This window comes from Streptomyces sp. NPDC059008 (genome assembly GCF_042749045.1).
Taxonomy (GTDB): Bacteria; Actinomycetota; Actinomycetes; order Streptomycetales; family Streptomycetaceae; genus Streptomyces.
In genome coordinates, this window is the sequence record NZ_JBHYJC010000048.1 from 1 (window position 1) to 26,332 (window position 26,332).

The window sequence follows — 26,332 nt, forward strand, 5'->3', positions numbered from 1 at the left end:
TCCGACTCTATCAGATCCTTGCGGCTCCGATTTTCGCCGGTGCGTTTCGGCCTTTCGGCTTCTTCGCGTTTCCAACCTTACCAGATCCGTTTCCGCCTCTGGCCCCCTGTTGGAGCGGGGTCGGCCGTTCGGCTTTCGCTTTTCGGCTTTTCCGACTCTATCAGATCCGTTTCGTTCCGTTGCCGGTCCGAATTCGTTTCCGATTCCCCGTCGGAGGGGGTTTGTTCGCGCCTTTCGGCGTGATCACTACGTTAGCGGAATTCCTCGTCGACGCATAATCGCGCCACGGTCCGAATTTCGGCATGCCGAAATTGTTCCCGGTGAGGAGTCGTGCAGTAGTGGTGTGCCGCGAAGCGGCGGGATGGTTGTCCGGGGCCTGTCGACTCCGGGCAACTCGAAGAACTTACACGATGCTGTGGGTGCGGCACGACTTGGGGGTAGGTTCGCGGCGCTTCGAGCTCTTCCGGGCCCGCTAGCTTGCCGGACCACCTGCTCACCGGGGCTCCCAAGGGGCAGGCGTATGCCGATGGTCTGGCCCCGGGCGGCACACTCGCAGTGGTGGCCGCCTCGAGACCGCGGGGCACCGGCAAGGAGCTTCGGCGTGGGCTCGTCAGCCGGCGGGTGAGCGTCATGACGCTCCGCCAGAGTCGGCGTCGAACGAGCGTGACGATGTTCCCGACCGCCCCTCACGGTGGCGAGGCAGGGCGCACTCCTGAGAAGCAGGTCGGGCACACACGGCCGCGCCAGGGCAATCCAGAGGAGCCTGCCGGCTCAGCGCTGCTTCTCTGCCCGCTCCAGGATCACCACGCACTCCACATGATGCGTAACCGGAAACAGATCGAACGCCCGCATCCGTCGCGGGGTGTACCCCGCCTCCGCGAAGTACTTCAGGTCGCGGGCCAGGGCCGCCGGGTCGCAGGCGACGTAGGCGATGCGGCGGGGGGTGAGGGAGGCGAGGTGGTGGACGGTCTGCTTGCCGGCGCCGGCGCGGGGTGGGTCGAGGACGACGAGGTCGACGTCGGTGATGCCGGTGCGGGGGAGGATGGACTCGACCTTGCCGTGTTCGATGCGGACACGGTCGAGGTCGGCGAGGTTGTGGCGGGCGTCCTCGACGGCGCGCTTGCCGGATTCGATGCCGAGGACCGCGCCCTTGTCGCCGACGCGTTCGGCGAGGGCACCGGCGAACAGGCCGACGCCGCAGTACAGGTCGAGGGCCATGTCGCCCTTCTTGGGCATCAGGCCCTGCATGACGGCCTCGACGAGGAGGTCGGCGGCCTTCGGGTGGACCTGCCAGAAGCCGCCGTTGCCGACCCGCCAGGTGCGGCCGGCGGCGCGTTCGCGGACGAAGGGGCGGCCGTGGACGCGGTGCACGCCGCCGTCCTTCTCCCCCACCCTCATGACCGAGACCGGCTTGTCGAGTTCGACGATCGGGAGGCGGCCGCCGGGGCGCGGGGTGAGGATGACCTGACGGTCGTGGGAGCCGGTGGCGGCGATCGCCTCGACGGTGGCGATCTGCGGCCAGTCGCGCTGCTCGACGCCGAGCTCCGAGACGCCGGGCGCGGCGATCATGCAGTGGGTGATCGGCTCGACGTCGTGGGAGCGGTGCTTGCGCAGGCCGACGTGGCCGTCGGCGTCGATCGCGTACTGGACGCGGGTGCGCCAGGCCGGTACCTCGCCCTTGGCGACCTTGTCGCCGGGGGCGGGCTCGACGGTGCCGTCCCAGCCGGCGTCCTCGGGTGAGAGCCCGGCCAGGCGCTGGAGCTGTTCGGCGATGACCGCGGACTTCAGGCGGCGCTGGGCGCCGGGCGCGGCGTGCTGCCAGTCGCAGCCGCCGCAGCGGCCGGGGCCGGAGAACGGGCAGGGGGCCTCGACCCGGTCCTTGGACGCGGTCAGGATCTGCACGGCGTCCGCGCGCAGGAAGCGGGCGCCCTCTTCGCCGTCGGTGACGCGGGCGGTGACGCGCTCACCGGGCAGGGCGTGGCGTACGAAGAGCACCTGGCCCTCGTCGGTGCGGGCGATGCAGTGCCCGCCGTGCGCGACCGGGCCGACCTCGACCTCGTACTCCTCGCCGACCAGCGACTTCTTGGGTTCTGCCTGCATGGCGGGAGGGCTCCTGAGGTGGGGTGGTGCCGGGCGGTACGGCGGGACGGGACGGCGGGACGCCAGCCGTCCATTCTACGTCCCGCCGTGTGATGGCCCGGACCCGTGGCGGCCTGCGCCGGCCCCCGCGAGCCCTCGTCGTCCGCTACTTCTTCGTGGCCGCCTTCTCCTTCTTCGGCTGGGCGACCGGCCCGCGGCGCACCGCACCCGGAGCGTTCCACTCGGCGCGCTTGCGGGCCCGCAGCTTGGCGGCCTCGGAGGAGTCCAGCTGCCAGGGCACGGAGGTGACCATGACGCCGGGGGTGAACAGCAGCCGCCCCTTGAGGCGCAGCGCGGACTGGTTGTGCAGCAGGTGCTCATACCAATGACCGACGACGTACTCGGGGATGTAGACGGAGACGGCGTCGCGGGGGCTCTCCCGGCGCAGCGACTTGACGTAGTCGATGATCGGCCGGGTGATCTCGCGGTACGGGGAGGCCAGGACCTTCAGCGGCACCTCGATGCCGCGGCGCTCCCACTCCTCGCGCAGGGCCCGGGTGTCGGCCTGGTCCACGTCCACGCTGACCGCTTCGAGCGTGTCGGTGCGCATCAGCTTGGCGTAGTTCAGGGCGCGCAGGGTGGGCTTGTGGACCTTGGAGACCAGGACGATGGAGTGGACCCGGGAGGGCCGTACGACGTCGTCGTCGGGGGTGTCCTCGGCGGCGATCTCGTCGGCGACCCGGTCGTAGTGGCGGCGGATCGCGGACATCGTCACGAAGAAGATGACCATGCCGAGGAGGGCCACCCAGGCGCCGTGGGTGAACTTGGTCAGCAGGACGACGACCAGGACCAGGCCGGTGAAGAAGGCACCGAAGGCGTTGATGGCGCGCGAGCGGTGCATCCGGCGGCGCTTGGCCGGGTCCTTCTCGGTCAGCAGGTGGCGGTTCCAGTGGCGGACCATGCCGGTCTGGCTGAGCGTGAAGGAGACGAAGACGCCCACGATGTAGAGCTGGATGAGCTTGGTGGAGTCGGCGCCGTAGAGGTAGACGAGTATCGCGGCGGCACCGGCCAGCAGCACGATGCCGTTGGAGAACGCCAGGCGGTCGCCGCGGGTGTGCAGCTGGCGCGGCAGATAGCGGTCCTGGGCGAGGATCGAGCCGAGCAGCGGGAAGCCGTTGTAGGCGGTGTTGGCGGCGAGGAAGAGGACCAGGGCGGTGGCGGCGGCGAGGACCACGAACAGGAAGCTGCCCTTGCCGAAGACCGCCTCGGCGACCTGCGAGATGACCGGGTTCTGGGTGTAGCCGGAGCCGAGCGGCGTGCCGTGGTCGAGCAGGTCCTTGGCGGGGTTCTCCGCCATCCGCACGTTGGTGGCCATGGCCAGGCCGATGATGCCGCAGAACATCGTGACGGCCAGGCCGCCCATGAGGGCGAGGGTGGTCGCGGCGTTCTTCGACTTCGGCTTGCGGAAGGCGGGCACGCCGTTGGAGATCGCCTCGACGCCGGTCAGCGCGGCGCAGCCGGAGGAGAAGGCCCGCAGGAGAAGGAAGATCAGCGCGAAGCCGGCCAGGCCGCCCTGCTCCGCGTGGATGGTGTAGTCGGCGGTGGGGGCCTTCATGGTGTCGCCCATGACCACGGCGCGGATCACGCCCCAGGCGATCATGATGAAGACGCCGGCGACGAAGACGTACGTCGGGATCGCGAAGAGCTTGCCGGACTCCTTGACGCCACGCAGGTTCATCAGCGTCAGCAGGACGATCACGGCGACCGCGCAGAGCGTCTTGTGCTCGACGACGAACGGGACCGCGGAGCCCAGGTTCTCGATCCCGGAGGAGATCGAGACCGCGACGGTCAGCACATAGTCGACCAGCAGGGCGCTGGCGACGGTGAGACCGGCCTTGGGGCCGAGGTTGGTGGTGGCGACCTCGTAGTCACCACCGCCGCTCGGGTAGGCGTGCACGTTCTGCCGGTACGACGCGACGACGGTGAACATCAGCACCACGACCGCGACCGCGATCCAGGGGCTGAAGGTGTACGCAGAGACACCCGCGACGGACAGGACGAGCAGCACCTCGCCCGGCGCGTAGGCCACGGAGGAGAGCGGGTCGGAGGCGAAGACGGGGAGTGCGATGCGCTTGGGAAGCAGGGTCTCCCCCAGCTTGTCGCTGCGCAGTGCGCGCCCGATCAAGATCCGTTTGGGCACGTCGGTCAGTTTGGACACCCGAGGATGCTAAGGCTTCGTCAAGGCCCATGCCCACCCGCCACCCGCACGGGCGAGCGGCGCGGCGTGGGGCGGTTCACACCCGCCCTGCTCATGGGCCCGCCCCGGACCGCCGCCTCCACAAGATCCGCACGTCGTGTGCACGCCGCCCCCGCCGCGGGGCGGCCCCCGTGGCGTTCGTCACGTCGTCAGCCCGGGCGCGTCCCGGCCCCGGCCGCCCGCGAGCGCCGGGAGTGCAGATCGCCCAGACCCTGCCGGGTGGCGACCAGCAGCACCCGGTCCTGGGGCCGCAGCACATAGCCGTCACCCAGCTCGTGCACCAGGTGCGCCGGCCCCCGCTCCCCGCCCCCGCCGTCCGCGGGTGGGGCGGTGGCCGGGGCGTCCGGCTCGGGGTCGTCCGGCGCGGAGGTGTCGACCGCCAGCAGCCGCAGCCGCCCCGGGCGCAGCACCTCGGCGACCGTACGGCCCTCCAGCGCGGCATGGCCGCGTACCTCGACCCGGGCGACCAGCAGCACCCGGCGCTCGACCGGGATGGCCCCCAGGATCTGTCGCCCCATCATCGCGCCGGCGAAGGCGGGCGCGGCCAGGAAGGAGGTGCTGCGGCTGCGTGTCCGCGCCCCGGGGTGCGCGGCGCGCAGGGTGCGGTAGACGGCGGTGGCGAACCGGTCGTCGAACAGCCGCAGCGTCACCCGCAGCTGCGGTGTGACCGAGCGGGCGTAGAGAGCGGCCTCCAGATTCGTGGTGTCCTCGCTGGTCAGCGCGAGCAGCGAGGCCGCCCGGTCGATCATCGCGGCCTCCAGGACGCCCTCCTGGGTGACGTCCCCCAGGACGGTCGGCACCCGCAGCCGCCGGGCCAGCGCGATGCCCCGCGCCTCCGGGTCCCCCTCGATGCACACCACGGGGATGCCCATCTCGTGCAGCCGGGCCAGGACCCGGGTGCCGACCTTGCCCAGGCCCAGCAGCACCACGTGCCCCGACAGCCCGCGCGGCGGCCGCCGCAGCGCCGAGGCGCTGCGGAAGGTGCCCAGCCCCTCGAACGCCGCAGCGACCAGCACCGGAAGCAGCAGCAGACCGGTCAGCCCGGACAGCAGCTGAAGGATCTTGCGGGGCAGCGGCGCGTCGACCGCCGGATCGTTGATCGCGAAGAGGTCCAGCAGCGTGAGATAGGCGGCGTGCACCGGGTTCTCGCCCACGGTCAGCCACGAGGCGACGGCCAGCGCCACCACCGCGCCGACGATGCCCGCCAGCGACCAGCGCAGCCGCCGGGAGAAGAGCGAGGCGACCGGCGCACCCCGGCCGCGCAGCCAGTGGCGGCGCACCGGCCGCCCCGTATAGGAGACGGTCTCCAGGACCACGGTGCCGCAGCCGGACGCGGCCCCCGCGACGGCCTCGTCCGGCAGCAGGACGGGCCCCTCGTCGCCGGCCGCCGCACCCGGCACGCCCGCGGTGCCCTCGGCGACGGACGCGGGGTCGCCGGCGGACGCGGAGAGCAGCGCCAGGGTGCACAACCCGGGATCGCCGGGCCGGCCGGGAGGCGCCGGCGCACGCTCCACGGCCCGCAGCAACAGCCCGTCCGCCTCGATGACCTTGCTGGTCCCGGCGACCGCGGTGGCCACCAGCGCCGGCGCCACGGTGTCGGCGTCCGACAGCACGGTCGTGGAGGCGTCGACCCCCGTGTCCGCGCCGCCCGCCGTGTCCCCGGTGGCCTGGGCGGCAACCGCCGCGGCCTGGTCGAGCAACTCCGCCAGGTGCTGACCGAGTTTGCGGTTGTAGAGCCGGATGACCAGCCGCAGCCGGGGATTGAGCCGGCGGGCGCGCAGCGCGGCGTGGATGTTGAGCTCGTCGTCGTCGTAGACCAGCGCCAGCGCCTCCGCCTCGACGATGCGCGCCGCGGTCAGCGCCGCATCGTCCGGCTGCGCCGACTCCAGCACCCGTAACGTGCCCTCCTCCGTCGCCGGCTCGCCGTCCCCGGGCTCCTCCGGCGGCAGCAGCGCCGTCCGCGACATCGCCGCCGACATCCGGCCGAGCAGCGCGGTCGCCCGGTCGAGCGCGCGGGCCGGCGGCGGGATCCGCGGCCGGTGCGTCTCGCGGGCGGAGGGGACGACGAGCGTCACCCGTTCGCCGTAGACGTCCCGGAGCTCGGCGGCGAGCCGGTGCGCGAGCGCATCGTCGCCGCAGACGACCATGTGCGGGGTGGCGGGGGCCTGTTGGGGTGGCAGAGGCAGGTTGGACACACCTCGTAGCGTGCCTTACGGGCGCGGCACGGCGCAGCCCGGCGCGGCACACCGCCGCGGGACCGGCCGGCCCGCTTCCGTCCGCGGCCCACCGCGCCCCCTACGAGGAGCGGCATTACGGCTACGGTTGTACCGGACCGTGGTGCGCCCGGCGCTCCCGTTGCCGTACCCGGTCCGTAACGCGAGCCGTGGCTTCGTGTCGCCGGTACTGGGAGAAGAAAGTAGTGAGCAGGGTGTTTGTGCAGGACAACGCGCTAGTACAGGGCACGGGGTAATCAGCATGCACATCGTCATCATGGGGTGCGGGCGCGTCGGCTCCGCGCTCGCGCAGACCCTGGAGAGCCAGGGTCACACCATCGCGGTGATCGACCAGGACCCGACCGCGTTCCGGCGCCTGGGCTCGGCCTTCGGCGGCCGCCGGGTCACCGGCGTCGGCTTCGACCAGGACACCCTGCGTGAGGCGGGCATCGAGGAGGCGGGCGCCTTCGCGGCCGTCTCCAGCGGCGACAACTCCAACATCATCGCCGCCCGGGTGGCCCGCGAGATGTTCGGCGTCGAGAACGTCGCGGCCCGTATCTACGACCCCCGCCGCGCCGAGGTCTACCAGCGCCTGGGCATCCCCACCGTCGCCACCGTCCGCTGGACGGCCGACCAGATGCTGCGCCGGCTGCTGCCGTCGGGCGCCGAGCCGCTGTGGCGCGACCCCAGCGGCGGCGTCCAGCTCGCCGAGGTGCACACCGCCGCCTCCTGGGTCGGGCACAAGATCAGCACCCTGCAGGAGGAGACCGGCGTCCGCGTGGCCTTCCTCACCCGGCTGGGCGAGGCGATGCTGCCGACCTCGCAGACGGTGCTGCAGGAGGGCGACCTGGTGCATGTGATGATGCGCAGCGACGAGGTCGAGAAGGTCGAGGCGGCATTCGCCACCGGTCCCGAGGGGGCGCACGCATGAGGGTCGCTATCGCAGGCGCCGGCGCGGTGGGCCGTTCCATCGCCGGTGAGCTCCTGGAGAACGGTCACGAGATCCTGCTGATCGACAAGGCGCCGACCGCCATCTCGGTCGAGCGGGTGCCGCTGGCGGAGTGGCTGCTGGCCGACGCCTGCGAGATCACCTCGCTCGACGAGGCGGCCCTGCAGCGCTGCAACGTCGTGATCGCCGCGACCGGCGACGACAAGGTCAACCTCGTCGTCTCGCTGCTCGCCAAGACCGAGTACGGCGTGCCCCGGGTGGTCGCCCGGGTGAACAACCCGAAGAACGAGTGGCTGTTCAACGAGGCCTGGGGCGTCGATGTCGCGGTCTCCACGCCGCGCCTGATGTCGGCCCTGGTCGAGGAGGCGGTGAGCGTCGGCGACCTCGTACGGCTGCTGCGCTTCAGCCACGGCGACGCCAACCTCGTCGAGCTGACGCTGCCCCCCGAGGCCGCGCTGGCCGGTACCCGCGTCGGCGATGTGGACTGGCCCGAGGACACCTCCCTGGTCACGATCATCCGCGGCACGCGGGTGCTCACGCCGAACAAGGAGGACGCGCTGGAGGCGGGCGACGAGCTGCTGTTCGTCGCGGCCCAGTCGCGTGAGGAGCAGCTGGAGGACCTGCTGTCGGTGCGGCGCGAAGAGGCGTAGCACCGCCGTCGACGCGCCCGTAGCGACGCCGAACGACGCCAGGGGCCCGGGAACCATGTGCGGTTCCCGGGCCCCTGGCGTTGCTCCTGTTGCCGCCCCGGTGGCTGGAGAGCCTGACGGCTGTACGCCCTGGCGGCCGTGCGTCAGCGGCGGTGCCGCGGCGCCCCCGGCCGGTGCTCGGTGGCCGCTTCGGCCACCGCGTCCTTGTACAGGTCGTCGGCGGCCCCGTCCAGGGTCTCGCGCTCGGCGCGGCGCCGCTCCTTGGCCTCCTCCTCGGCCTTCTCCTTCGCCTCCATCTCGGCGAAGACATCGATCGGCGGCGGCGCCTTCGCCAGGAAGACCCAGGTCAGATAGACCGCGAGCAGGAACGGCGGGATCTTCAGGGCGATCAGCACCCAGCCGAGCTGAGCGGTGTCCGCCCACCAGTACAGGGGGAAGAGGATCGCGCACTTGGCGAGCAGGATCAGGCCCCAGGCCCAGCTGGCCTTGGCGTACGCCTTCTTCCGCTCCGGGTTGCGGGTGCGCCAGGAGAGGTTCTCCTTGAACACCGGGCCCAGGATCAGCCCGATCAGCGGGGCTCCGGCGAGCGTGGTGATGATGTACGCCAGGGCCAGCCCGAGGGTGTACAGCATGCCCGGCAGATAGAAGTCCTTCGCGTTGCCGGTCATCATCGCGAAGACCACGCCGAAGGCCACCCCGAAGACACCGCTGAAGGCGTGCTTGACGGTGTCCCTGCGGATCAGGCGGACGGCCGCCAGCACCAGCGAGACGGCCAGCGCGGCGATCGCCGAGATGTGCAGGTCCTTGTTGACCGTGAAGATCGCGACGAACAGCAGGCCGGGGAGAACGGTCTCCACCATGCCGCGTACCCCGCCGAACGCCTCGAACAGCGCCGCCTCGGTCACCTGTCTGCCGTCGGCCGCCCCGTCGGCGCCGGTCTGGGTCGGGGGTGGTGCGGAGGCGTCGTGGGGGCTGTCGGCATCCGCGTCAGTGGTCGGTCGGTCGTAAGACGTCACCGGCTACTCCTGTCCCAGCGGTCGGAGTTCGTACTTCGGGTTGAAGAGCACCCGGCGTCCGTGGCTCAGCGAGACCCGGCCCGAGGCGATGAGCTTGCGGCCCGGCTCTATCCCGACGATGGAGCGGCGGCCCAGCCACACCACGTCGAGGGCGGCGGAGCCGTCGAACAGCTCCGCCTCGAGCGCGGGCACACCGGCGCGCGGCCGCAGCGTGACATGCCGCAGGGTGCCGGTGACCTTGACTATCTGCCGGTCGTCGCAGTCGCAGATACGGGTGCACCCCGCGTCCTGCGCATCCTGCTGCAGCTCGGCGGACTGCAGCTCCTCCTCGGAGGAGGACAGCCTGTCGAGCAGCCGGCGGAAGCGACCGGCCGGCTTCTCGGGTCGGGTACCTGCACTCATGAAACCCAGCGTACCGGTGGCCGGGCCCCGGAATCACGGCCCGCACAGGGACTCCCTACGCACGTCACCGGCCCGCCACCCCGCACGGGGCGGGGAACTTCGTACTCCGTACGCAACCGGCCGGGCCCCGTCCCCCACCGCACAGGCCGAACTGTCCGAACACCGACCGCGGCGTACCGCTCGGACCCGCGCGGGCCCTACTGCTCGAACCGGTAGCCCATCCCCGGCTCCGTGATGAAGTGCTTCGGGTGCGAAGGGTCGCCCTCCAGCTTGCGGCGGAGCTGGGCCATGTAGACCCGCAGATAGTTGGTCTCGGTGCCATACGACGGGCCCCAGACCTCCTGGAGCAGCTGCTTCTGGCTGACCAGCCGGCCGGCGTTGCGGACCAGGACCTCCAGCAGATGCCACTCGGTGGGGGTCAGCCGGATGTCCCGGCCGCCGCGGTTGACCTTCTTGGCGGCGAGGTCGACGGTGAACCCCTCGGTCTCCACGATCACCTCGTCCTCGGCCGGCCCGGTCGGCTCGGCCCGGCGCACCGCCGCCCGCAGCCGGGCCAGCAGTTCGTCCATGCCGAACGGCTTGGTGACGTAGTCGTCCGCGCCCGCGTCCAGCGCCTCCACCTTCTCGTCGGAGGTCTGCCGCGCCGAGAGCACCAGGATCGGCACCCGCGTCCAGCCCCGCAGCCCCTTGATCACCTCGACGCCGTCCATGTCGGGCAGCCCGAGGTCGAGCACGATGACATCGGGGTGGCGGGCGGCGGCGAGCTTCAGGGCGGTCGCCCCGTCGGGGGCGGCGTCGACCTCGTACTTGCGCGCCTTCAGGTTGATCACGAGGGCGCGGACGATCTGCGGCTCGTCATCGACCACAAGCACCCGGTTCACTGGCGTTCTCCTCGTGGTGTCGTCGTTCCGCGGGCCGGACCCGCGGGGTGTGTGCTGAATGTGGTCCCTACGGCCCGGCTCACGCCGAGACCTCGCTTCGCCCGGCCGGCATCCGCCGGGCGCGCCTTTCGATGGTTGGCCCGCTCCGCTCGCTCACGTCGTGGCCTGGGCAGGAAGGTCGGGCCTGACCGGTGGCCGGCCGGGCGCGGCCCGGAGGGTGAGGACCATCGTCATCCCGCCTCCGGGGGTGTCCTCGGCGGCGAGCGTGCCGCCCATCGCCTCCACGAAGCCGCGCGCCACGGCGAGGCCCAGGCCCACGCCCGCCCCGCGCGGGGCGTCCCCGTAACGCTGGAACGGCTCGAAGATCCGGCCCTTGGCACTGTCGGGGACACCCGGACCGCGGTCGACGATCCGCAGCTCCACCCGGTCGCCCAGCGCGCTGGCCGCGACCAGCACCGCCTCGCCGTCCGGGCTGTACTTCACGGCGTTCTCGACGAGGTTGGCGACCGAACGTTCCAGCAGCCCCGGATCGACCGCCACGATCGGCAGCTCCTCGGGGATGTCGAGGGTGACGCTCCCCTCCGGCACGCCGCCCAGCGCCATCGGCACCACCTCGTCGAGATCGATCTCGCGGATCAGCGGCGTGACCGTGCCGGTCTGCAACCGGGACATGTCCAGGAGGTTGCCCACCAGGTGGTCCAGCCGGTCCGCGCCGGCCTCGATACCGGCCAGCAGCTCCGCCTCGTCCTCCGGGGACCACGCCACGTCGTCGGAGCGCAGGGAGGTCACGGAGGCCTTGATGCTCGCGAGCGGGGTCCGCAGGTCGTGGCTGACCGCGGCCAGCAGCGCCGTCCTGATGCGGTTGCCCTCGGCCAGCTCCCGGGCGCGCGCCGCCTCGCCCACCAGCCGCTGCCGGTCGAGTACGACGGCGGCCTGGGCGGCGAACGCCGCCAGCACCCGGCGGTCCTCGGCGGGCAGCACCCGGCCGGTCAGCGCCAGCGCCATGTGGTCGCCCACCGGCATGTCGACGTCCGCGTCCTCGGGGCGCAGCAGCGGCCTGCCGTTGTCGGCGTCGCCGGCCCGGCCCGCGCAGGTCCACGGGTCGACGTCGCTGGTGCGCTCCAGCAGCGCCACCGTCTCCATGCCGAAGGTCTCCCGCACCCGCTCCAGCAGGGCGTCCAGGGTCGTCTCGCCGCGCAGCACGCTGCCCGCCAGGAACGACAGAATCTCCGACTCGGCGCGCAGCCTGGCGGCCTGATGTGTACGGCGCGCGGCGAGGTCCACCACCGAGGCGACGGACACCGCCACCGCGAAGAAGACCACGATGGCGACGATGTTCTTGGGGTCGCTCACCGTGAGGGTGTGGGTGGGCGGCGTGAAGTAGAAGTTCAGCAGCAGCGAGCCGACGGCGGCCGACGCCAGCGCCGGCAGCTGCCCGCCGAGCAGCGCCGCCATGACCGTCAGGAACAGGAACAGCAGCACGTCGTTGGCCAGCCCGGGACCGTTCTCGATGCTGGTCAGCAGCAGCGACAGCAGCACGGGACCGACCACGCCGACGAGCCAGCCGGCGATGATCCGGGCCCGGCCCAGCCGCGCACCGCGCGCCACCGGCAGCCCCCGGCCCTTGGCGACCTCGTCATGGGTGACGATGTGCACGTCGAGGTCGGGCCCGGAGTCACGGGCGACCGTCGCGCCCACCCCGGGCCCGAAGACGTACTGCCAGGCCTTGCGCCGGCTCGACCCCAGCACGATCTGGGTGGCGTTCACCCCGCGGGCGAACTCCAGCAGCGCGCTCGGTATGTCGTCGCCGATGACGTGGTGGAACGTCCCGCCCAGGTCCTCCACCAGGGTGCGCTGGACGGCGAGCTCCTTGGGCGAGGCCGAGGTCAGCCCGTCGCTGCGGGCGATGTAGACGGCGAGTACCTCGCTGCCCGACCCCTTGGCCGCCATCCGGGCCGCGCGGCGGATGAGCGTACGCCCCTCCGGACCGCCGGTCAGCCCGACGACGATGCGCTCACGCGCCTGCCAGGTGGAGCTGATGGAGTGCTCCGCCCGGTACTCCTGCAGGTACTCGTCCACCCGGTCGGCGACCCACAACAGCGCCAGCTCGCGCAGCGCCGTGAGGTTGCCCGGCCGGAAGTAGTTGGAGAGGGCGGCATCGACCTTGTCGGACTTGTAGATGTTGCCGTGCGCCATGCGCCGGCGGATCGCCTGTGGCGACATGTCGACAAGCTCGATCTGATCGGCCCGCCGCACGACCTCGTCCGGCACGGTCTCACGCTGCCGCACACCCGTTATCGACTCGACGACGTCCCCGAGCGACTCCAGATGCTGGATGTTCACCGTCGAGATCACCGTGATCCCGGCGTCCAGCAGCTCCTCGATGTCCTGCCAGCGCTTCTCGTTGCGCGAACCGGGGACGTTGCTGTGCGCCAGCTCGTCGACCAGCGCCACGGCCGGCTTGCGTTCCAGTACCGCGTCCACGTCCATCTCGGTGAAAACCGCGTCGCGGTAGTCCAGCTCCCGGCGCTGGATCTGCTCGAGGCCGTGCAGCATGACCTCGGTACGGGGCCTGCCGTGGTGCTCGACGAACCCCACGACGACGTCCGTGCCCCGCTCCACGCGCCGGTGCGCCTCGGAGAGCATCGCGTACGTCTTGCCGACGCCCGGTGCCGCACCGAGATATATCCGTAGCTTGCCGCGTGCCATGGCCTCATTGTCTTACGTGAAGGCTGCCCCCACCGGGCTGTACCTGCTGCGACCCTACCGACCCCCCAAGGGAACAAAAGCCCCAGGTAACGACTTCAGGCCCGGTCTTGACGCGACTCTGATACGGGACCCCGCGACCCCGGCAACGGCGGGGGTACGGGCGGCGGACGGCCCCTCCGCCGAGGCCGCCGGAAGGTGAGTGAGGGGCGGGTGAGGGGCGAGGGAGAGGCTGGTGAGAGGCAGGGGAGCTGCGAAGACCACCCGTACGGGTACCGGCGCCTTGGCGCCCTGGGGATGGGGGGATGGGGATGGGCGCCGCGCGAAGAGGGAGGTGCGTGGCGGCCCTTAGGGCCCCTCCGCGAGAGTCGGCTGATCGGGCGATGGGGGGAAGGGGCGAGGGGTGAAGGGGCGACGGGGGTGAGGGCCGATAGGGCGAGAACGGTCCAAGGGCCGAAGGGCCGATCAAGCGGCCGATCTAGATGTCGCACACCGCACACCACGACTTGGCAGCTGGTTCCGGCGGCACGGATCACCCGGTCGGGCGGTCACGCGGCCACCGGCCCCGTCAGCCGTCACCGGTCACCCCTTATCCCTTAATCCCTTATCCGCCACCGCCACCGCCACCCGTCACCCGTCACCCGTCACCCGCCCATGACGGCGACCGGACCGTCGGGACACCAGGCCAACGCTCCTCTTCTGACGCGTCGCTGATGGGGCGGGGAGGGATGAGGTGAAGGGGAGGGTGGAGAGGGGTGGGCAGCCTGGGCGGGGGCGGCGGGGCAGAGCGGATGGGGATCGGGAGGGTGGGAGGCAGAGTGAGTGAAAAATGCCGTGGCTCGGACGCGTCCCCGGTGCGACCATGCCCCACATGACCGAGGCACCTCCGAACGCGTCGACGACGCCCCCCATGACCGAAGTGCGTATCGCCCACACCTCGGACCTGGACACCACCACCCTCAAGGCGGCCCGCACCCTCCTCTACGACGTCTTCGACGACATGACCACCGAAGACTGGGAGCACGCACTCGGCGGCCTGCACGCCCTGGTCCACGAGAACGGCGACCTGATCGGGCATGCGTCCGTGGTCCAGCGCCGCCTGCTGCACGGCGGCCGGGCGCTGCGCTGCGGATACGTGGAGGGCGTCGGGGTACGTGCGGACCGGCGCGGTCGTGGACATGGGGCGGCGATGATGGCGGCCCTGGAGCGCGTCATCCGGGGCGGCTACGACCTCGGAGCGCTCGGCGCCTCCGACGAGGCCGCGGACTTCTACGCCTCCCGCGGCTGGCAACTGTGGCGCGGCCGCTCATGGGCCCTCACCCCGGACGGCCTCCAGCGCACCCCCGACGAGGACGGCTGCATCTACGTCCTCCCCACCACGTCCACTCCCCTTGACCTCGACACCGACCTCACCTGCGACTGGCGCGACGGCGACCTCTGGTGACAGAAGGCTGAATACGGACCGCCGCCACACACCACCCTCAGCCCCACAGCCCCACCGGGGGGGGCTCCCCCCCTCCCCCTCCTCCCCTCGCCCCTCCCCAGTTCAGCCTCTACTCGCTTCAGCTCACCCCACCCAACCCCACCCCACCTCAGCTCTCGCTCACGAGACACCCGTTACTCGCGACACCTGTTACTCACTTCAGCCGTCGCGCACCTCAGTCTTGGCTCCCCGCCCGGTGCCGACCTCAGCCAGTGCCCCTGCAGCTCAACTGGTGCTCACTGCAGCCCAACTGGCGCCCACTGCAGCTCAGCTCATGCCCACTGCAGTCGTTGGCCACGGCTGCAGCTCCTCCTCGCTGCAGCCCGGTGAGGCGGAGGAAGCAGCAAGGGGGTAATCCCGCCCCGTCAGCCCTCGCCCTGCTCCGTGATCAGGCCGTCGTTCAGCGCCAGGACACGGTCGGCAAGGCCGAGAAGGTTGGAGTCGTGGGTGGCGACCAGGGCCGTGACACCTTCGCTGCGGACCACGGCGCGCAGCAGTTCCATCACCTCCATGCCGGTCTCGGCGTCCAGTTGTCCGGTCGGCTCATCGGCTATGAGCAGGGCGGGGCGGTTGGCGAGCGCGCGGGCTATGGCGACGCGCTGCTGCTGACCACCGGAGAGTTCGCCGGGCCGCTGCTCGGCATGGTCGGCGAGGCCCACCAGGGACAGCAGCAGTGCGACACGCTCATCGCGCTCCCGCGGTGGGACCTTGCGCAGCCTCAGCGGCACCCCGACGTTCTCGGCGGCGCTCAGTATCGGTATCAGCCCGAAGGACTGGAACACGAAGCCGATGCGATCGCGCCGCATCTCCAGCAGCCCGCTCTCACCGAGTTCGGCGAGTGACGTGCCGTCGACGGTGACCCCTCCCGAGTCCGGGGTGTCCAGACCACCTATGAGGTTGAGCAGCGTCGTCTTGCCGGATCCGGAACGGCCACGGAGGGCGACCAGTTCACCGCGCGGCACGCTGCACGACACCCCGCGCAGGGCGTGCACAGCGCCGGCGCCGCTGCCGTAACTGCGGTGCAGGTCCTCGACGACGACCATCGCACCTGCCCCGCTTCCCCCGTCGTTCATCGCTCTTCCCCCACTTCCCCGCTCCCCCACATCACTCTTGCTCCGCCACCGACCCACGACGATCGATCGCCGGCCTCCGACAGACACCAACCGCTAAGTGGCAACTACTCGCACCCAGCTCCTCCAACCCCGCCAACTCCGCCAACTCCCCAAACTCCCAGGCCCGTTGAGCGCTCCGATCATCGAAACCCCGCGCCGCCTGCCGATGGCGTCAGTATGCGTACCGCGCAGTTCGGCAGGCAACGCCTGTGGATAACTCTGGATCAGCCCCGGTCACCGCAGGCCACGTCCGCCTAGCTGGGGTTCTCCGCATGGGTCAGGGTTTCCCAGCCGACGAAGAGGTTGTTGGAGCCGGCCGGTCGCTGCTTTTCGGTCAGCTTCCGGGTGTTGGCCATCTCGTGGTGCATCCGGTTGTGCAGTGCGTTGTAGCCGACCTCGGTGACGGGGCCCAAGCCGCGCTTGACGCTGCCGCCGCACAGCCATGACGGCGGGGCCGTACCCAGCTCATAGGTGGCCTGGAAGCCGAGTGCGTGGCGCAGGCGTTCGGCGACCTCCGGGTAGAGGTCGTTGCCTTGGAGGCGGCTGGTCTCGGCGATGTGCGAGATGGCCGACAGGCCGTATCCGGTGTGGGTGAAGTCGCGGCAGGTCTCCTGGGTGAGGCCGTCAACGAAGGTGGTCTGCCCCTGCCAGTACTTGATGATCTTGTCGCGGGTGTTCAGGCCGCTGCCCGGCGTGGTCTTGGGTAGGTCACCGTCGGACTTCAGATAGATGTACGCGGGAACCCGGGCGCGGAAGGTGGCGACGGCCTTGTCGTAGGAGGCCTTGTCCTCGATGAAGACGGAGATGCCGACGGCGGCCTCCATCATGCTCAGCTCCCAGTTCCCGTTGCTGTTGGAGCCGTTGATGACCTCGGGGAGGTAGACGTCGCGCAGCATTCCGGCGAAGCGGTCGACGCGGCCCTTGGGCCAGCCGTCGTAGGTGTAGCGGATGATCTCGGCAGCGCGGGGCCAGGAGGAGCCGGCCCAGCCGGTCTGCAGCGGCGCGTTGCTGTTGGTGTGGTCCTTGATGGTGCCGGACCAGGCGTCCATGATCTGGATCGCCTTGTCCGCGTACTTGCTGTCGCGGGTGATGTACCAGGCCAGCGAGAGGGTGTAGGCGGCGAGGGCGTCCTCGCGTTCGTCGGTGCAGCCGTAGTTGGGGTCGGAGTACGAGCCGCATTCGACGACGGCACGGGGCTTGGGGGTGCGTGTCAGCGAGGCGTATTTGCTCGCCGACATCGCGTCGAATGCGCTCTTCCAGGGCTGGGAGCCGGAGTTGACCTCACTTCGGGTGAGGTCGAGCTGGGCGGTGCCGACGAGGACGCCGGGGTGGGTGAAGGCGGCCGGCGCCGCGGTGGACGGGGCTCCTATGAGGAGGCCTGCCGTCAGGGCGCCGAGCAGGACGCCGACGACGAGGGTGAGCTTTCTGCGCATGGGGGGTGTGCCTTCCTGTAGAGATGCTCGATGGATGAGAGCGGTTCTCGTACATGAACGGCAAGCGTTGATATGAACACCTGCGATGGCTGGGGAAGGTAAAGGGAAGCCAGGACACCGTCAAGACCTGGCGCCGGAGGCGATGCGGAATCAACCACCTTGTCCCAGCGGGCACTTCAGTCTTCGAAGAAGAAGAGCGGGAGGAAGGGAGACAGGCAGAGGGCGGCCCCGGGGAGTCCTCTCCCCGGGGCCGCCCCCTCCGCTCCGGCTCCGCTCCGGCTCTACCCCCGGCCCTTCACCAGGTCCTTCAGGGCGATGTTCAGCTTCAGGACGTTCACCCGCGGCTCCCCCATGAAGCCGAGGACGCGACCGTCGACGTGGTCCTCGACCAGCTGACGCACCGTGTTTGCGGGCAGGTGGTTCTCCTTGGCGACCCTGGCGGCCTGTAGTTCGGCGTACTCCGGGGAGATGTGCGGGTCGAGGCCGGAGCCGGAGGAGGTGACGGCATCCGCCGGCACCTTCGACTCGGCGACGCCGTACGTCTCCGAGACCCACTTCTTGCGCTCGTTCACCGCCTTGACGAGGTCGGTGTTGGTGGCGCCCAGGTTGGAGGCGCCGGAAACCTGGAGGTCGTACTGGGTGTTGACGCCGTTGGTCTTGTTGCTGCCCAGTCCGGCCGAGGGGCGCGGCTGGAAGAACCTCAGGTCCGGAACCGGGTTGCCTTCCTTGTCCTTGCCCTTGTCGTAGCGCTGTCCGAGCAGCGAGGAACCGACGACCTTGCCCTGGGAGCTCACCTCGGATCCGTTGGCCTTGTCGTGGAAGGCGGCCTGCGCCACTCCGGTGACCAGCAGCGGGTAGACGACGCCGCAGACCACGGTCAGTACCAGCAGGGCGCGCAGCCCCGCGCCCAGCAACCGGGCGGTGTTGCGTACCGAGTTGTTCATATCGGTCACCAGCTCCTAAATCAGTGCAGCCCGGGGATGAGGGAGATGAGCAGGTCGATGAGTTTGATGCCGATGAACGGGGCGATCAGGCCGCCGAGTCCGTAGACGGCCAGGTTGCGGCGCAGCATCTTGTCGGCGCTGACCGGGCGGTACTGCACGCCCTTGAGGGCGAGCGGCACCAGCGCGACGATGATCAGCGCGTTGAAGATGATGGCCGAGAGGATCGCGGAGTTGGGGCTGGACAGCCGCATGATGTTGAGGGTGTCCAGGCCCGGGTAGGCCACCGCGAACATCGCCGGGATGATCGCGAAGTACTTCGCGACGTCGTTGGCGATCGAGAAGGTCGTCAGCGCGCCACGAGTGATCAGGAGCTGCTTGCCGATCTCGACGATCTCGATGAGCTTGGTCGGGTTGGAGTCGAGGTCGACCATGTTGCCGGCTTCCTTGGCGGCCGACGTGCCGGTGTTCATGGCCACGCCGACGTCCGCCTGGGCCAGCGCGGGCGCGTCGTTCGTGCCGTCGCCGGTCATCGCGACCAGCTTGCCGCCGGCCTGTTCGCGCTTGATGAGCGCCATCTTGTCCTCGGGCGTGGCCTCCGCGAGGAAGTCGTCCACGCCCGCCTCGTCGGCGATGGCCTTGGCCGTCAGCGGGTTGTCACCCGTGATCATGACGGTCTTGATGCCCATCTTGCGCAGCTCGACGAAGCGTTCGCGCATGCCCTCCTTGACGACGTCCTTGAGGTGGATGACGCCCAGGACGCGCGGGCCGCGCTCGTCTTCGAGGGCGACCAGCAGCGGGGTGCCGCCGGCCTGCGAGATGGCGTCGGTGAGCTGCTGGGCGTCGGCGGCGACCTCACCGCCGCGCTCCTGGACCCAGGCGATGACCGAGCCGGTCGCGCCCTTGCGGACCTTCCGGCCGTCGACGTCCACACCCGACATCCGGGTCTGGGCGGTGAACGGTCCCCATTCGGCGCCGGTCAGCTCACCCTGGTGGCGCTCGCGCAGCCCGTACTTCTCCTTGGCGAGGACGACGATGGAGCGACCCTCGGGGGTCTCGTCGGCCAGGGAGGACAGCTGGGCCGCGTCGGCGACCTCGGCCTCGGTGGTGCCGCGTACGGGGACGAACTCGGCTGCCTGGCGGTTGCCGAGGGTGATGGTGCCGGTCTTGTCGAGCAGCAATGTCGATACATCGCCTGCCGCTTCGACGGCGCGTCCGGACATGGCCAGCACATTGCGCTGGACGAGCCGGTCCATACCGGCGATGCCGATGGCCGAGAGCAGCGCACCGATCGTCGTCGGGATCAGGCAGACCAGCAGCGCCAGCAGCACGATCATGGGCTGTTCGGCGCCCGCGTAGATCGCGAACGGCTGGAGGGTGACGACCGCCAGCAGGAAGACGATGGTGAGCGACGCGAGCAGGATGTTCAGCGCGATCTCGTTGGGGGTCTTCTGCCGTGCGGCACCCTCGACGAGGTTGATCATCCGGTCGATGAAGGTCTCACCGGGCTTCGTCGTGATCTTGATGACGATGCGGTCGGAGAGCACCTTCGTACCGCCGGTGACGGCGGAGCGGTCACCGCCGGACTCGCGGATCACCGGCGCCGACTCACCGGTGATGGCCGACTCGTCGACCGACGCGACGCCTTCCACGACATCGCCGTCACCGGGAATGATGTCGCCGGCCTCGCAGACGACGAGGTCGCCGATGCGCAGTTCGGTGCCGGGGACCTGCTCCTCGGTCGTGCCGTCCTGGGACAGGCGGCGCGCCACCGTGTCCGTCTTGGCCTTGCGCAGGGTGTCGGCCTGCGCCTTGCCGCGGCCCTCGGCGACCGCCTCCGCCAGGTTGGCGAAGACGACGGTCAGCCACAGCCAGGCGGCGATCGCCCAGCCGAACCAGTCCGAGGGCGACATGAGGGCGAAGACCGTGGTCAGGACGGAGCCGACCTCGACCACGAACATCACGGGGGACTTGACCATCACCCGCGGGTCGAGCTTGCGTATCGCGTCCGGGAAGGACTTGACCAGCTGCTTGGGGTCGAAGAGACCGCCGCCCACGCGGCCGTCGCCGGGCTTGTGCCCGCTGGGGACGTCCTGGTGCGGAGCGCGAGTCGGAGTGGCGGTGGACATGGAGCCGGGCTCCTCCGGTTTCACGGGGGCGGTCATGACAGGCCCTCCGCCAGCGGCCCGAGGGCCAGCGCCGGGAAGTAGGTCAGACCGGTGATGATCAGGATCGTGCCGACGAGCAGCCCGGCGAAGAGCGGCTTCTCGGTACGCAGGGTGCCCGCGGTCTCCGGGACCGGCTTCTGCTCGGCGAGCGAGCCGGCCAGCGCGAGCACGAACACCATCGGCAGGAACCGGCCGAGCAGCATGGCCAGACCGATCGCGGTGTTGTACCAGGGCGTGTTGGCGTTCAGGCCGCCGAAGGCGGAGCCGTTGTTGTTGGCGCCGGAGGTGAACGCGTACAGCACCTCGGAGAAGCCGTGCGAACCGGCGCCCAGCGCCTTGGTGTTGAGCATCGAGCCCAGTGCGTCCGGCAGCACCATCGAGGCGGCGGTGAAGCCGAGGACCAGCGTCGGGGTGATGAGGATGTAGCAGGCGGCGAGCTTGATCTCGCGGGTGCCGATCTTCTTGCCGAGGTACTCGGGCGTACGGCCCACCATCAGGCCGGCGATGAACACCGCGATGATCGCCATCACGAGCATGCCGTAGAGGCCGGAGCCCACTCCACCGGGTGCGATCTCACCGAGCATCATGCCGAGCAGCTGGATGCCGCCGCCGAACGCGGTGAAGGAGGAGTGGAAGGAGTCCACGGCTCCGGTGGAGGTCAGGGTGGTGGCCACCGAGAAGATCGCCGAGGAGCCGACGCCGAAGCGGGTCTCCTTGCCTTCCATGGCGGCGCCCGCGGCCTGCAGGGCCGGGCCGCCGTGGGCGAACTCGGTCCACATCATCAGCGCGGTGAAGCCGAGCCAGATGACGCCCATCGTGGCCAGGATCGCGTGGCCCTGCTTCACGTTCCCGACGAGCTTGCCGAAGGTGCGGGTCAGCGCGAACGGGATGACGAGGATCAGGAAGATCTCGAAGAGGTTGGTGAAGGCGTCGGGGTTCTCGAAGGGGTGGGCGGAGTTGGCGTTGAAGTAGCCGCCTCCGTTGGTGCCCAGTTCCTTGATGACCTCCTGGGAGGCCACCGCGCCGCCGTTGGTCTGCTGGGAGCCGCCCATGAACTGGCCGACCTCGTGGATGCCGGAGAAGTTCTGCACGGCGCCGCAGGCGACCAGGACGAGGGCGCCGACGACGGCGATCGGGACGAGCACCCGGATGGTGCCGCGGACCAGGTCGGCCCAGAAGTTGCCGAGGTCGCCGGTGCGGGACCGGGCGAAGCCGCGGACCAGGGCGACGGCCACGGCCATGCCGGTGGCGGCGGAGACGAAGTTCTGCACCGCCAGGCCGGCGGTCTGCACGACGTGGCCCATGGCCTGCTCGCCGCTGTAGGACTGCCAGTTGGTGTTGGCGACGAAGGACGCCGCGGTGTTGAACGCCTGGTCGGGGCTGATCGACGCGAACCCGAGGGACAGCGGCATACCGCCCTGGACGCGCTGTAGCAGGTACAGAAGGAGCACACCCGCCGCGGAGAACGCCAGGACGCCGCGCAGATAGGCGGGCCAGCGCATCTCGGCGTCCGCGTTGGCGCCGATGCAGCGGTAGACGACCTTTTCGATCCGGAGGTGCTTGGGGGAGCTGTAGACGGCGGCCATGTAGTCGCCGAGGGGCCGGTACGCCAGGGCCAGCGCCGCGATGAGCGCTATCAACTGGAGCACGCCTGCGAGGATGGGGCTCATGTCGCCCGCTGCGGCAGCAGCTATGGACACGTCAGAACCTCTCCGGGAAGACGAGCGCGAGGACCAGGTATCCGAGCAGGGCGACGGCAACGATCAGGCCGACGATGTTCTCGATGGTCACAGCTTCGTCACCCCCTTGGCGACGAGGGCCACCAACGCGAAGACCGCGATCGTGACGACGACGAAGGCCACGTCGGCCATCGTGTGCTCCTAGATGACTGGGGAGATGAGGACCTCCACAGCAAAGCGTCCTTCCCCCGCGGCTCGAACTCTGTTGACGCCTCCCTTACGGCCATTAGCGCTCCGTTGACGGAACTCATACGCGCCCGTTTGTGACCTGCGCAAACGCCAAGGGCCCGGACCCCCTCACAGGGGGTCCGGGCCCTTTCGACCCTCGCGATCCGGCCGAGATGCGGACGTCTTCGCGCCGCTTCGCCGCGCGATCCGGTCAGCGGATCTCGGTGATCTCCGGTCCGCGCTCCAGGCGCTCCACACCGCCGCCGAAGCGGGACTGCTCGGCCGACTCCTGCTGCACGCCGTCCGGCACCATCTGGGCGTCGTCCGGCAGCTTCAGCACGATCGGGTCACGCGGCGCCATCGGGCCGTCACCGCGGACGATGACGGTGTCCCGGAAGATGTGCTCCAGCACGCCCGCGGCCTGCGGCTGCACCGCGCCCTGGCCGGAGATCACCCCGCGCAGGAACCACCGGGGGCCGTCGACACCGACGAAGCGCACGACCTGCACACCGTTGGTGCCGTCCGGCAGCTGTACGGGTACCTGGGCGCGCAGCTCCCAGCCCAGCGGGCCCTCGACCTCGTCGATGACCCCGCCCTGCTGGGTGATGCCGGCGGCGATCTCCTCGCGCACCTCGCCCCAGATGCCCTCGTTCCTGGGAGCGGCGAAGGCCTGCAGCTGTACGGCGCTGTCCTGCAGCACCACCGTCGCGGCGACGATCGCGTCACCGGCGACCTCCACCCGCAGCTCCATGCCCTCGACACCGGGCACGTACAGGCCGCCGAGGTCCACCCGGCCCTCACCGGGCTCCTTGACCTCCGACGAGTCCCAGGGGCCGTCGGGGCGCGGCGCGGGCGGAAGGTTGAGCCGCGCCGGCGTCGCCTCGCCCTCGTCGGCACCGTTCACCGCGTGCTCGCCGGCGAGCGTGGTGTCCTTGGCCGACTCTTCAGGAGCCTCGTTCTTCTTGCGACGTCCGAACACGTCACTGTCCTTCCCGGTCGGCACCGACCGATGCGTATTCATTCCCGCCCGTGGAGCCGCCCACCGCCGCATGACCGCCGGTGGAACCGAATCCCCCCTCGGCCCGCGCCGAGCCGGGAAGTTCCGCCACCTCGTGGAAGCGCACCTTCTCGACCTGCTGGACGACCAGTTGGGCGATCCGGTCGAACCTCTCGAACCGCACGCTCTCGCGCGGGTCCAGATTGACCACGATCACCTTGATCTCTCCACGGTACCCGGCATCCACCGTCCCGGGGGCATTGACCAGCGCCAGTCCGCAGCGCGCTGCGAGCCCGGACCGCGGGTGCACGAACGCCGCGTACCCGTCGGGCAGCGCGATCGACACCCCGGTGGGCAGCACGGCGCGCTCCCCCGGCGCCAGCTCGGCGGCCTCGGTGGTCACCAGATCCACGCCCGCGTCGCCGGGATGTCCGTACGACGGAACGGGCACGTCCGGGTCCAGCCGCCGCAGCAGTACATCCACCGGATTCCGTACCTGACTCACGGGTTCACCTCGAAGGCACGCGCTCGTTTGACCTGGTCCGGGTCGGCCATCGCCGCCTGGATCTCCTCGGTCCTTCCGTTGTCGATGAAGTGGTCGACCTTCACCTCGATGAAGACGGCCTCGGCGCGTACGGCGACCGGGCCGTCCGGGCCGCCTATCCGGCCCACGGCCGTCGAGTAGATCTTCCGCCCGTGCACCGCGGTGACCCGCGCGTCCAGATGCAGCACCGTGCCGAGCGGCACCGGTCGCAGGAAGTCGGTCTCCAGCCGGCCGGTCACCGCGATCACCCGCAGCAGCCAGTTCAGCGAGCCGAGCGTCTCGTCCAGCGCGGTGGCCAGCACTCCGCCGTGCGCCAGACCGGGCGCGCCCTGGTGGGCCTCCTTGACGGTGAACTCGGCCCGTACGCTGACGCCGTCCCCGGCCCGCGCCTCCAGGTGCAGACCGTGCGGCTGGCCCGTGCCGCAGCCGAAGCACCGGTCGTAGTGCGCGCCGAGGAGTTCTCCGGGCGCCGGACCGTCGGGGTGCCGGACCGGCGCGACGGCGTCCTTCGGCGGCGTCAGCCGCGGCGACTCCGTCCTCGTTCTGTCAGTTCCACTCACGAGTGCAGACCCTACCCGCGCGCGTAAGGGGCCCGCGCCGCCGTGCCAAGCTGGGTTCATGCAGTCGTACGAAGAACGTCTCACCGCGCCCCGGTCCTGGTGGGTGATCGCCGCGCTGATCGGCATCGCCTGCGCACTGATGCTGCTCCCCCTGGGGACGCTCCCGATGCTCGGCGGGCTGATCGGCGGTGCGGCGCTGTCCGCGGTGGCGGTGAGCTCGTACGGCTCGGCGCGGATCCGGGTGGTGGGCGGCGCGCTGATCGCCGGCGACGCGAAGATCCCGGCGGCGGCGCTGGGCGAGGCCAGGGCGCTGGACGCGGACGAGGCGCTGGCGTGGCGTACGCACAAGGCCGACGCCCGCGCGTTCATGCTGCTGCGCAGCTACGTCCGCACCGCGGTGCGGGTGGAGATCACGGATCCGGACGACCCGACGCCCTACGCGTACCTCTCGACGCGGCAGCCGGAGCGTCTGGTGGCGGCGCTGACGGCCGTACGGGGCTGACCGGCGCCGCGGGGCGCCCCGTCAGCCGTCAGGCGTGGGAAGGGCGTCCCAGGGGACCTGCTTCGCGCGCAGGTCCCGGCGAATCTTCTCGGCGAGTCTTCTGGTGGCGCGGCGGTTCATGAACGCGCCGACGGCGGCGCCGATCATGAACGGCATGAGGTTGGGCAGGTTGCGCAGCGTGCGCTTCATGATCTGCTGGCGCAGTTCGCGTCTCATCTGACCGCCGAGCGCGATGTTCAGTGAGGCCGGTGCGGCGATGTCGATGCCCCGCTCCTCGGACCAGGACGTCAGACAGGCCGTCGCGCGCTGCCGGAGGTTGCCCGCGGGGCGCAGCCCGTAGACCTCGTGCAGCTCGGCGATCAGTTTGATCTCGACCGAGGCCACGCCGGTGATCTCGGCGGCCAGCTCGGCCGGCATGGCGGGCGGAGCGGGCAGCATCGCCGCCGCGCCGACGCCCGCGCCGACGGCGGCGGTGCCCGCGCAGGCGCCCGCGACCAGCTTGTCGGCCAGCTCCTCGGGGGTCAGGCCGGGGAACTGGGCGCGCAGCGTGGCGAGGTCGCGGACCGGGATCCGCGGGGCGGTGGCGATGAGGCGATCGGCGATCGCGGCGATCCCCAGCCGCAGCCGGCCGCCTGCTCGGCCCGCGGGGCCGGCCAGGGCCGCGAGCGAGGCCCTGCGGCCTCGCTCCCGCGGTGCACCGGTCGTCCGCTCCGTGGGAAGGGCGGTCGGATCGGCGGGCACGGGCGCGGTTTCCTCGCGTGGTCGTGCGCCGGCCGCCGGGCCGCTGTCGCCCTTGGGGCCCTTGCGGAACGGGTTCACGCCTGCCACGGCGTAGGCCGGTCTCAGGCCGCGCAGTCGCGGCAGATCGGCTGCCCGTTCTTGTCCTCCGCGGCGAGCTGGCTGCGGTGGTGCACCAGGAAGCAGCTCATGCACGTGAACTCGTCCTGCTGCTTGGGCAGCACGCGCACGGCGAGCTCTTCGTTGGACAGGTCGGCGCCGGGCAGCTCCAGGCCCTCGGCCTGCTCGAACTCGTCGACGTCGACGGCAGAGGCGGACTTGTCGTTCCGCCGCGACTTCAGTTCCTCGATGCTGTCCTCGTTGAGGTCGTCATCGGTCTTGCGTGGAGTGTCGTAATCCGTAGCCATTTTCGCTCTCCCCCTCTGGGTGTCTGCGGTGTCTCAGCGCTCGTAACGCGTGAGAGGCCGGACTTGTGCCCGACCTGAGGCGGAGATTTTGCCTCACATCAAGGTCTGTTACTCAATCGACACCCAACCGCACCCCTGAAGAGGTGATCGGTTTGGATGGCGATCAGGACCGTACACGGTCCGAATGTCGCACCTCGCGCAGCCCATCACCTGTACTTCCCGTAATCCGGCCCCCCGGAAACCCGGACTTCCCCGGCATTCCGCATGGCATTTCGATCACGGAGCGTAGATGGCTGGAAATTCGCGCCTGTGAGCGATCACACACGCGCAGACCGGCGGTCGGACCGGTGTAATTCCGCGCAAAGCGAACTTGGCGAAGGATCCCCG

General features: G+C 70.6%; 22 protein-coding genes. 4 read left to right on the forward strand and 18 right to left on the reverse strand.

The window, feature by feature from the left end:
* Positions 1 to 771: 771 nt before the first annotated feature.
* The 3 genes from ACFWZH_RS33465 to ACFWZH_RS33475 form a co-directional block, all read right to left on the reverse strand.
* Entirely contained in the window at positions 772 to 2,100 is a 1,329-nt protein-coding gene (locus ACFWZH_RS33465; protein WP_384440011.1) for a class I SAM-dependent RNA methyltransferase, read from the reverse strand.
* 145 nt (positions 2,101 to 2,245) lie between these two features.
* Entirely contained in the window at positions 2,246 to 4,297 is a 2,052-nt protein-coding gene (locus tag ACFWZH_RS33470; RefSeq protein ID WP_384440015.1) for an APC family permease, read from the reverse strand.
* Between the two features lie 188 nt (positions 4,298 to 4,485).
* A complete protein-coding gene (locus tag ACFWZH_RS33475) occupies positions 4,486 to 6,483 on the reverse strand; it encodes an NAD-binding protein (RefSeq protein WP_384440116.1) in 1,998 nt (665 codons plus the stop codon).
* 328 nt (positions 6,484 to 6,811) lie between these two features.
* On the opposite strand from ACFWZH_RS33475, the gene ACFWZH_RS33480 reads away from it, so the two are divergent.
* Entirely contained in the window at positions 6,812 to 7,480 is a 669-nt protein-coding gene (locus ACFWZH_RS33480; protein WP_384440018.1) for a potassium channel family protein, read from the forward strand.
* Positions 7,477 to 8,148: a TrkA family potassium uptake protein gene (locus tag ACFWZH_RS33485; RefSeq protein ID WP_238575713.1), complete on the forward strand. Its 672-nt coding sequence runs from the start codon at positions 7,477 to 7,479 to the stop codon at positions 8,146 to 8,148. The genes ACFWZH_RS33480 and ACFWZH_RS33485 overlap by 4 nt, the downstream gene beginning before the upstream one ends.
* Before the next feature lie 143 nt (positions 8,149 to 8,291).
* Here ACFWZH_RS33485 and ACFWZH_RS33490 read toward each other — a convergent pair whose 3' ends face one another.
* From ACFWZH_RS33490 to ACFWZH_RS33505, 4 genes are all read right to left on the reverse strand, one after another.
* Positions 8,292 to 9,164, reverse strand: a complete 873-nt coding sequence (locus ACFWZH_RS33490; RefSeq protein ID WP_384440021.1) for a DUF3159 domain-containing protein — start codon at positions 9,162 to 9,164, stop codon at positions 8,292 to 8,294.
* A gap of 3 nt (positions 9,165 to 9,167) precedes the next feature.
* Entirely contained in the window at positions 9,168 to 9,566 is a 399-nt protein-coding gene (locus ACFWZH_RS33495) for an OB-fold nucleic acid binding domain-containing protein (RefSeq protein ID WP_351274426.1), read from the reverse strand.
* Between the two features lie 197 nt (positions 9,567 to 9,763).
* Positions 9,764 to 10,447 carry a response regulator gene (locus tag ACFWZH_RS33500; RefSeq protein WP_384440025.1) on the reverse strand — a complete coding sequence of 228 codons (684 nt, stop codon included), beginning with the start codon at positions 10,445 to 10,447 and terminating at the stop codon, positions 9,764 to 9,766.
* Between the two features lie 153 nt (positions 10,448 to 10,600).
* A complete protein-coding gene (locus tag ACFWZH_RS33505) occupies positions 10,601 to 13,156 on the reverse strand; it encodes a DUF4118 domain-containing protein (protein WP_384440028.1) in 2,556 nt (851 codons plus the stop codon).
* Positions 13,157 to 14,024: 868 nt separating this feature from the next.
* Here ACFWZH_RS33505 and ACFWZH_RS33510 point away from each other — a divergent pair.
* Positions 14,025 to 14,597, forward strand: coding sequence for a GNAT family N-acetyltransferase (locus ACFWZH_RS33510; RefSeq protein WP_384440031.1), 573 nt, complete (start codon positions 14,025 to 14,027; stop codon positions 14,595 to 14,597).
* A gap of 404 nt (positions 14,598 to 15,001) precedes the next feature.
* Here ACFWZH_RS33510 and ACFWZH_RS33515 read toward each other — a convergent pair whose 3' ends face one another.
* The 9 genes from ACFWZH_RS33515 to ACFWZH_RS33555 all read right to left on the reverse strand — a co-directional run bounded on the left by ACFWZH_RS33515 (position 15,002) and on the right by ACFWZH_RS33555 (position 24,298).
* Complete coding sequence (locus tag ACFWZH_RS33515) at positions 15,002 to 15,709, reverse strand: ABC transporter ATP-binding protein (RefSeq protein ID WP_384440034.1); 708 nt, start codon at positions 15,707 to 15,709, stop codon at positions 15,002 to 15,004.
* A 293-nt stretch (positions 15,710 to 16,002) separates the two neighbouring features.
* Positions 16,003 to 17,181, reverse strand: a complete 1,179-nt coding sequence (locus tag ACFWZH_RS33520) for an alginate lyase family protein (RefSeq protein ID WP_384440037.1) — start codon at positions 17,179 to 17,181, stop codon at positions 16,003 to 16,005.
* Positions 17,182 to 17,462: 281 nt separating this feature from the next.
* Complete coding sequence (kdpC, locus tag ACFWZH_RS33525; RefSeq protein WP_384440119.1) at positions 17,463 to 18,125, reverse strand: potassium-transporting ATPase subunit KdpC; 663 nt, start codon at positions 18,123 to 18,125, stop codon at positions 17,463 to 17,465.
* A gap of 20 nt (positions 18,126 to 18,145) precedes the next feature.
* The gene (gene kdpB / locus ACFWZH_RS33530; RefSeq protein ID WP_384440040.1) at positions 18,146 to 20,251 is read right to left on the reverse strand and encodes a potassium-transporting ATPase subunit KdpB; all 2,106 of its coding nucleotides are present in this window, start codon (positions 20,249 to 20,251) and stop codon (positions 18,146 to 18,148) included.
* Positions 20,252 to 20,283: 32 nt separating this feature from the next.
* Complete coding sequence (kdpA, locus tag ACFWZH_RS33535; RefSeq protein WP_384440122.1) at positions 20,284 to 21,960, reverse strand: potassium-transporting ATPase subunit KdpA; 1,677 nt, start codon at positions 21,958 to 21,960, stop codon at positions 20,284 to 20,286.
* A gap of 31 nt (positions 21,961 to 21,991) precedes the next feature.
* The gene (gene kdpF / locus ACFWZH_RS33540; protein ID WP_016575741.1) at positions 21,992 to 22,081 is read right to left on the reverse strand and encodes a K(+)-transporting ATPase subunit F; all 90 of its coding nucleotides are present in this window, start codon (positions 22,079 to 22,081) and stop codon (positions 21,992 to 21,994) included.
* Positions 22,082 to 22,408: 327 nt separating this feature from the next.
* A complete protein-coding gene (locus ACFWZH_RS33545) occupies positions 22,409 to 23,176 on the reverse strand; it encodes a DUF3710 domain-containing protein (protein WP_384440044.1) in 768 nt (255 codons plus the stop codon).
* A gap of 1 nt (position 23,177) precedes the next feature.
* A complete protein-coding gene (dut, locus tag ACFWZH_RS33550) occupies positions 23,178 to 23,699 on the reverse strand; it encodes a dUTP diphosphatase (protein ID WP_128506666.1) in 522 nt (173 codons plus the stop codon).
* Positions 23,696 to 24,298 (reverse strand): PaaI family thioesterase, encoded by a 603-nt coding sequence (locus ACFWZH_RS33555; protein ID WP_384440048.1) that lies wholly within the window; start codon positions 24,296 to 24,298, stop codon positions 23,696 to 23,698. The genes dut and ACFWZH_RS33555 overlap by 4 nt, the downstream gene beginning before the upstream one ends.
* A 58-nt stretch (positions 24,299 to 24,356) precedes the next feature.
* Here ACFWZH_RS33555 and ACFWZH_RS33560 point away from each other — a divergent pair, with 58 nt between their 5' ends.
* On the forward strand, positions 24,357 to 24,800 hold the full coding sequence (locus tag ACFWZH_RS33560) for a DUF3093 domain-containing protein (protein WP_384440051.1): 444 nt from the start codon (positions 24,357 to 24,359) through the stop codon (positions 24,798 to 24,800).
* A gap of 21 nt (positions 24,801 to 24,821) precedes the next feature.
* Here ACFWZH_RS33560 and ACFWZH_RS33565 read toward each other — a convergent pair whose 3' ends face one another.
* Positions 24,822 to 25,628, reverse strand: coding sequence for a hypothetical protein (locus ACFWZH_RS33565; protein ID WP_384440054.1), 807 nt, complete (start codon positions 25,626 to 25,628; stop codon positions 24,822 to 24,824).
* A 14-nt stretch (positions 25,629 to 25,642) separates the two neighbouring features.
* Positions 25,643 to 25,945, reverse strand: a complete 303-nt coding sequence (locus ACFWZH_RS33570) for a DUF4193 domain-containing protein (RefSeq protein ID WP_003982531.1) — start codon at positions 25,943 to 25,945, stop codon at positions 25,643 to 25,645.
* Positions 25,946 to 26,332 lie beyond the last annotated feature (387 nt).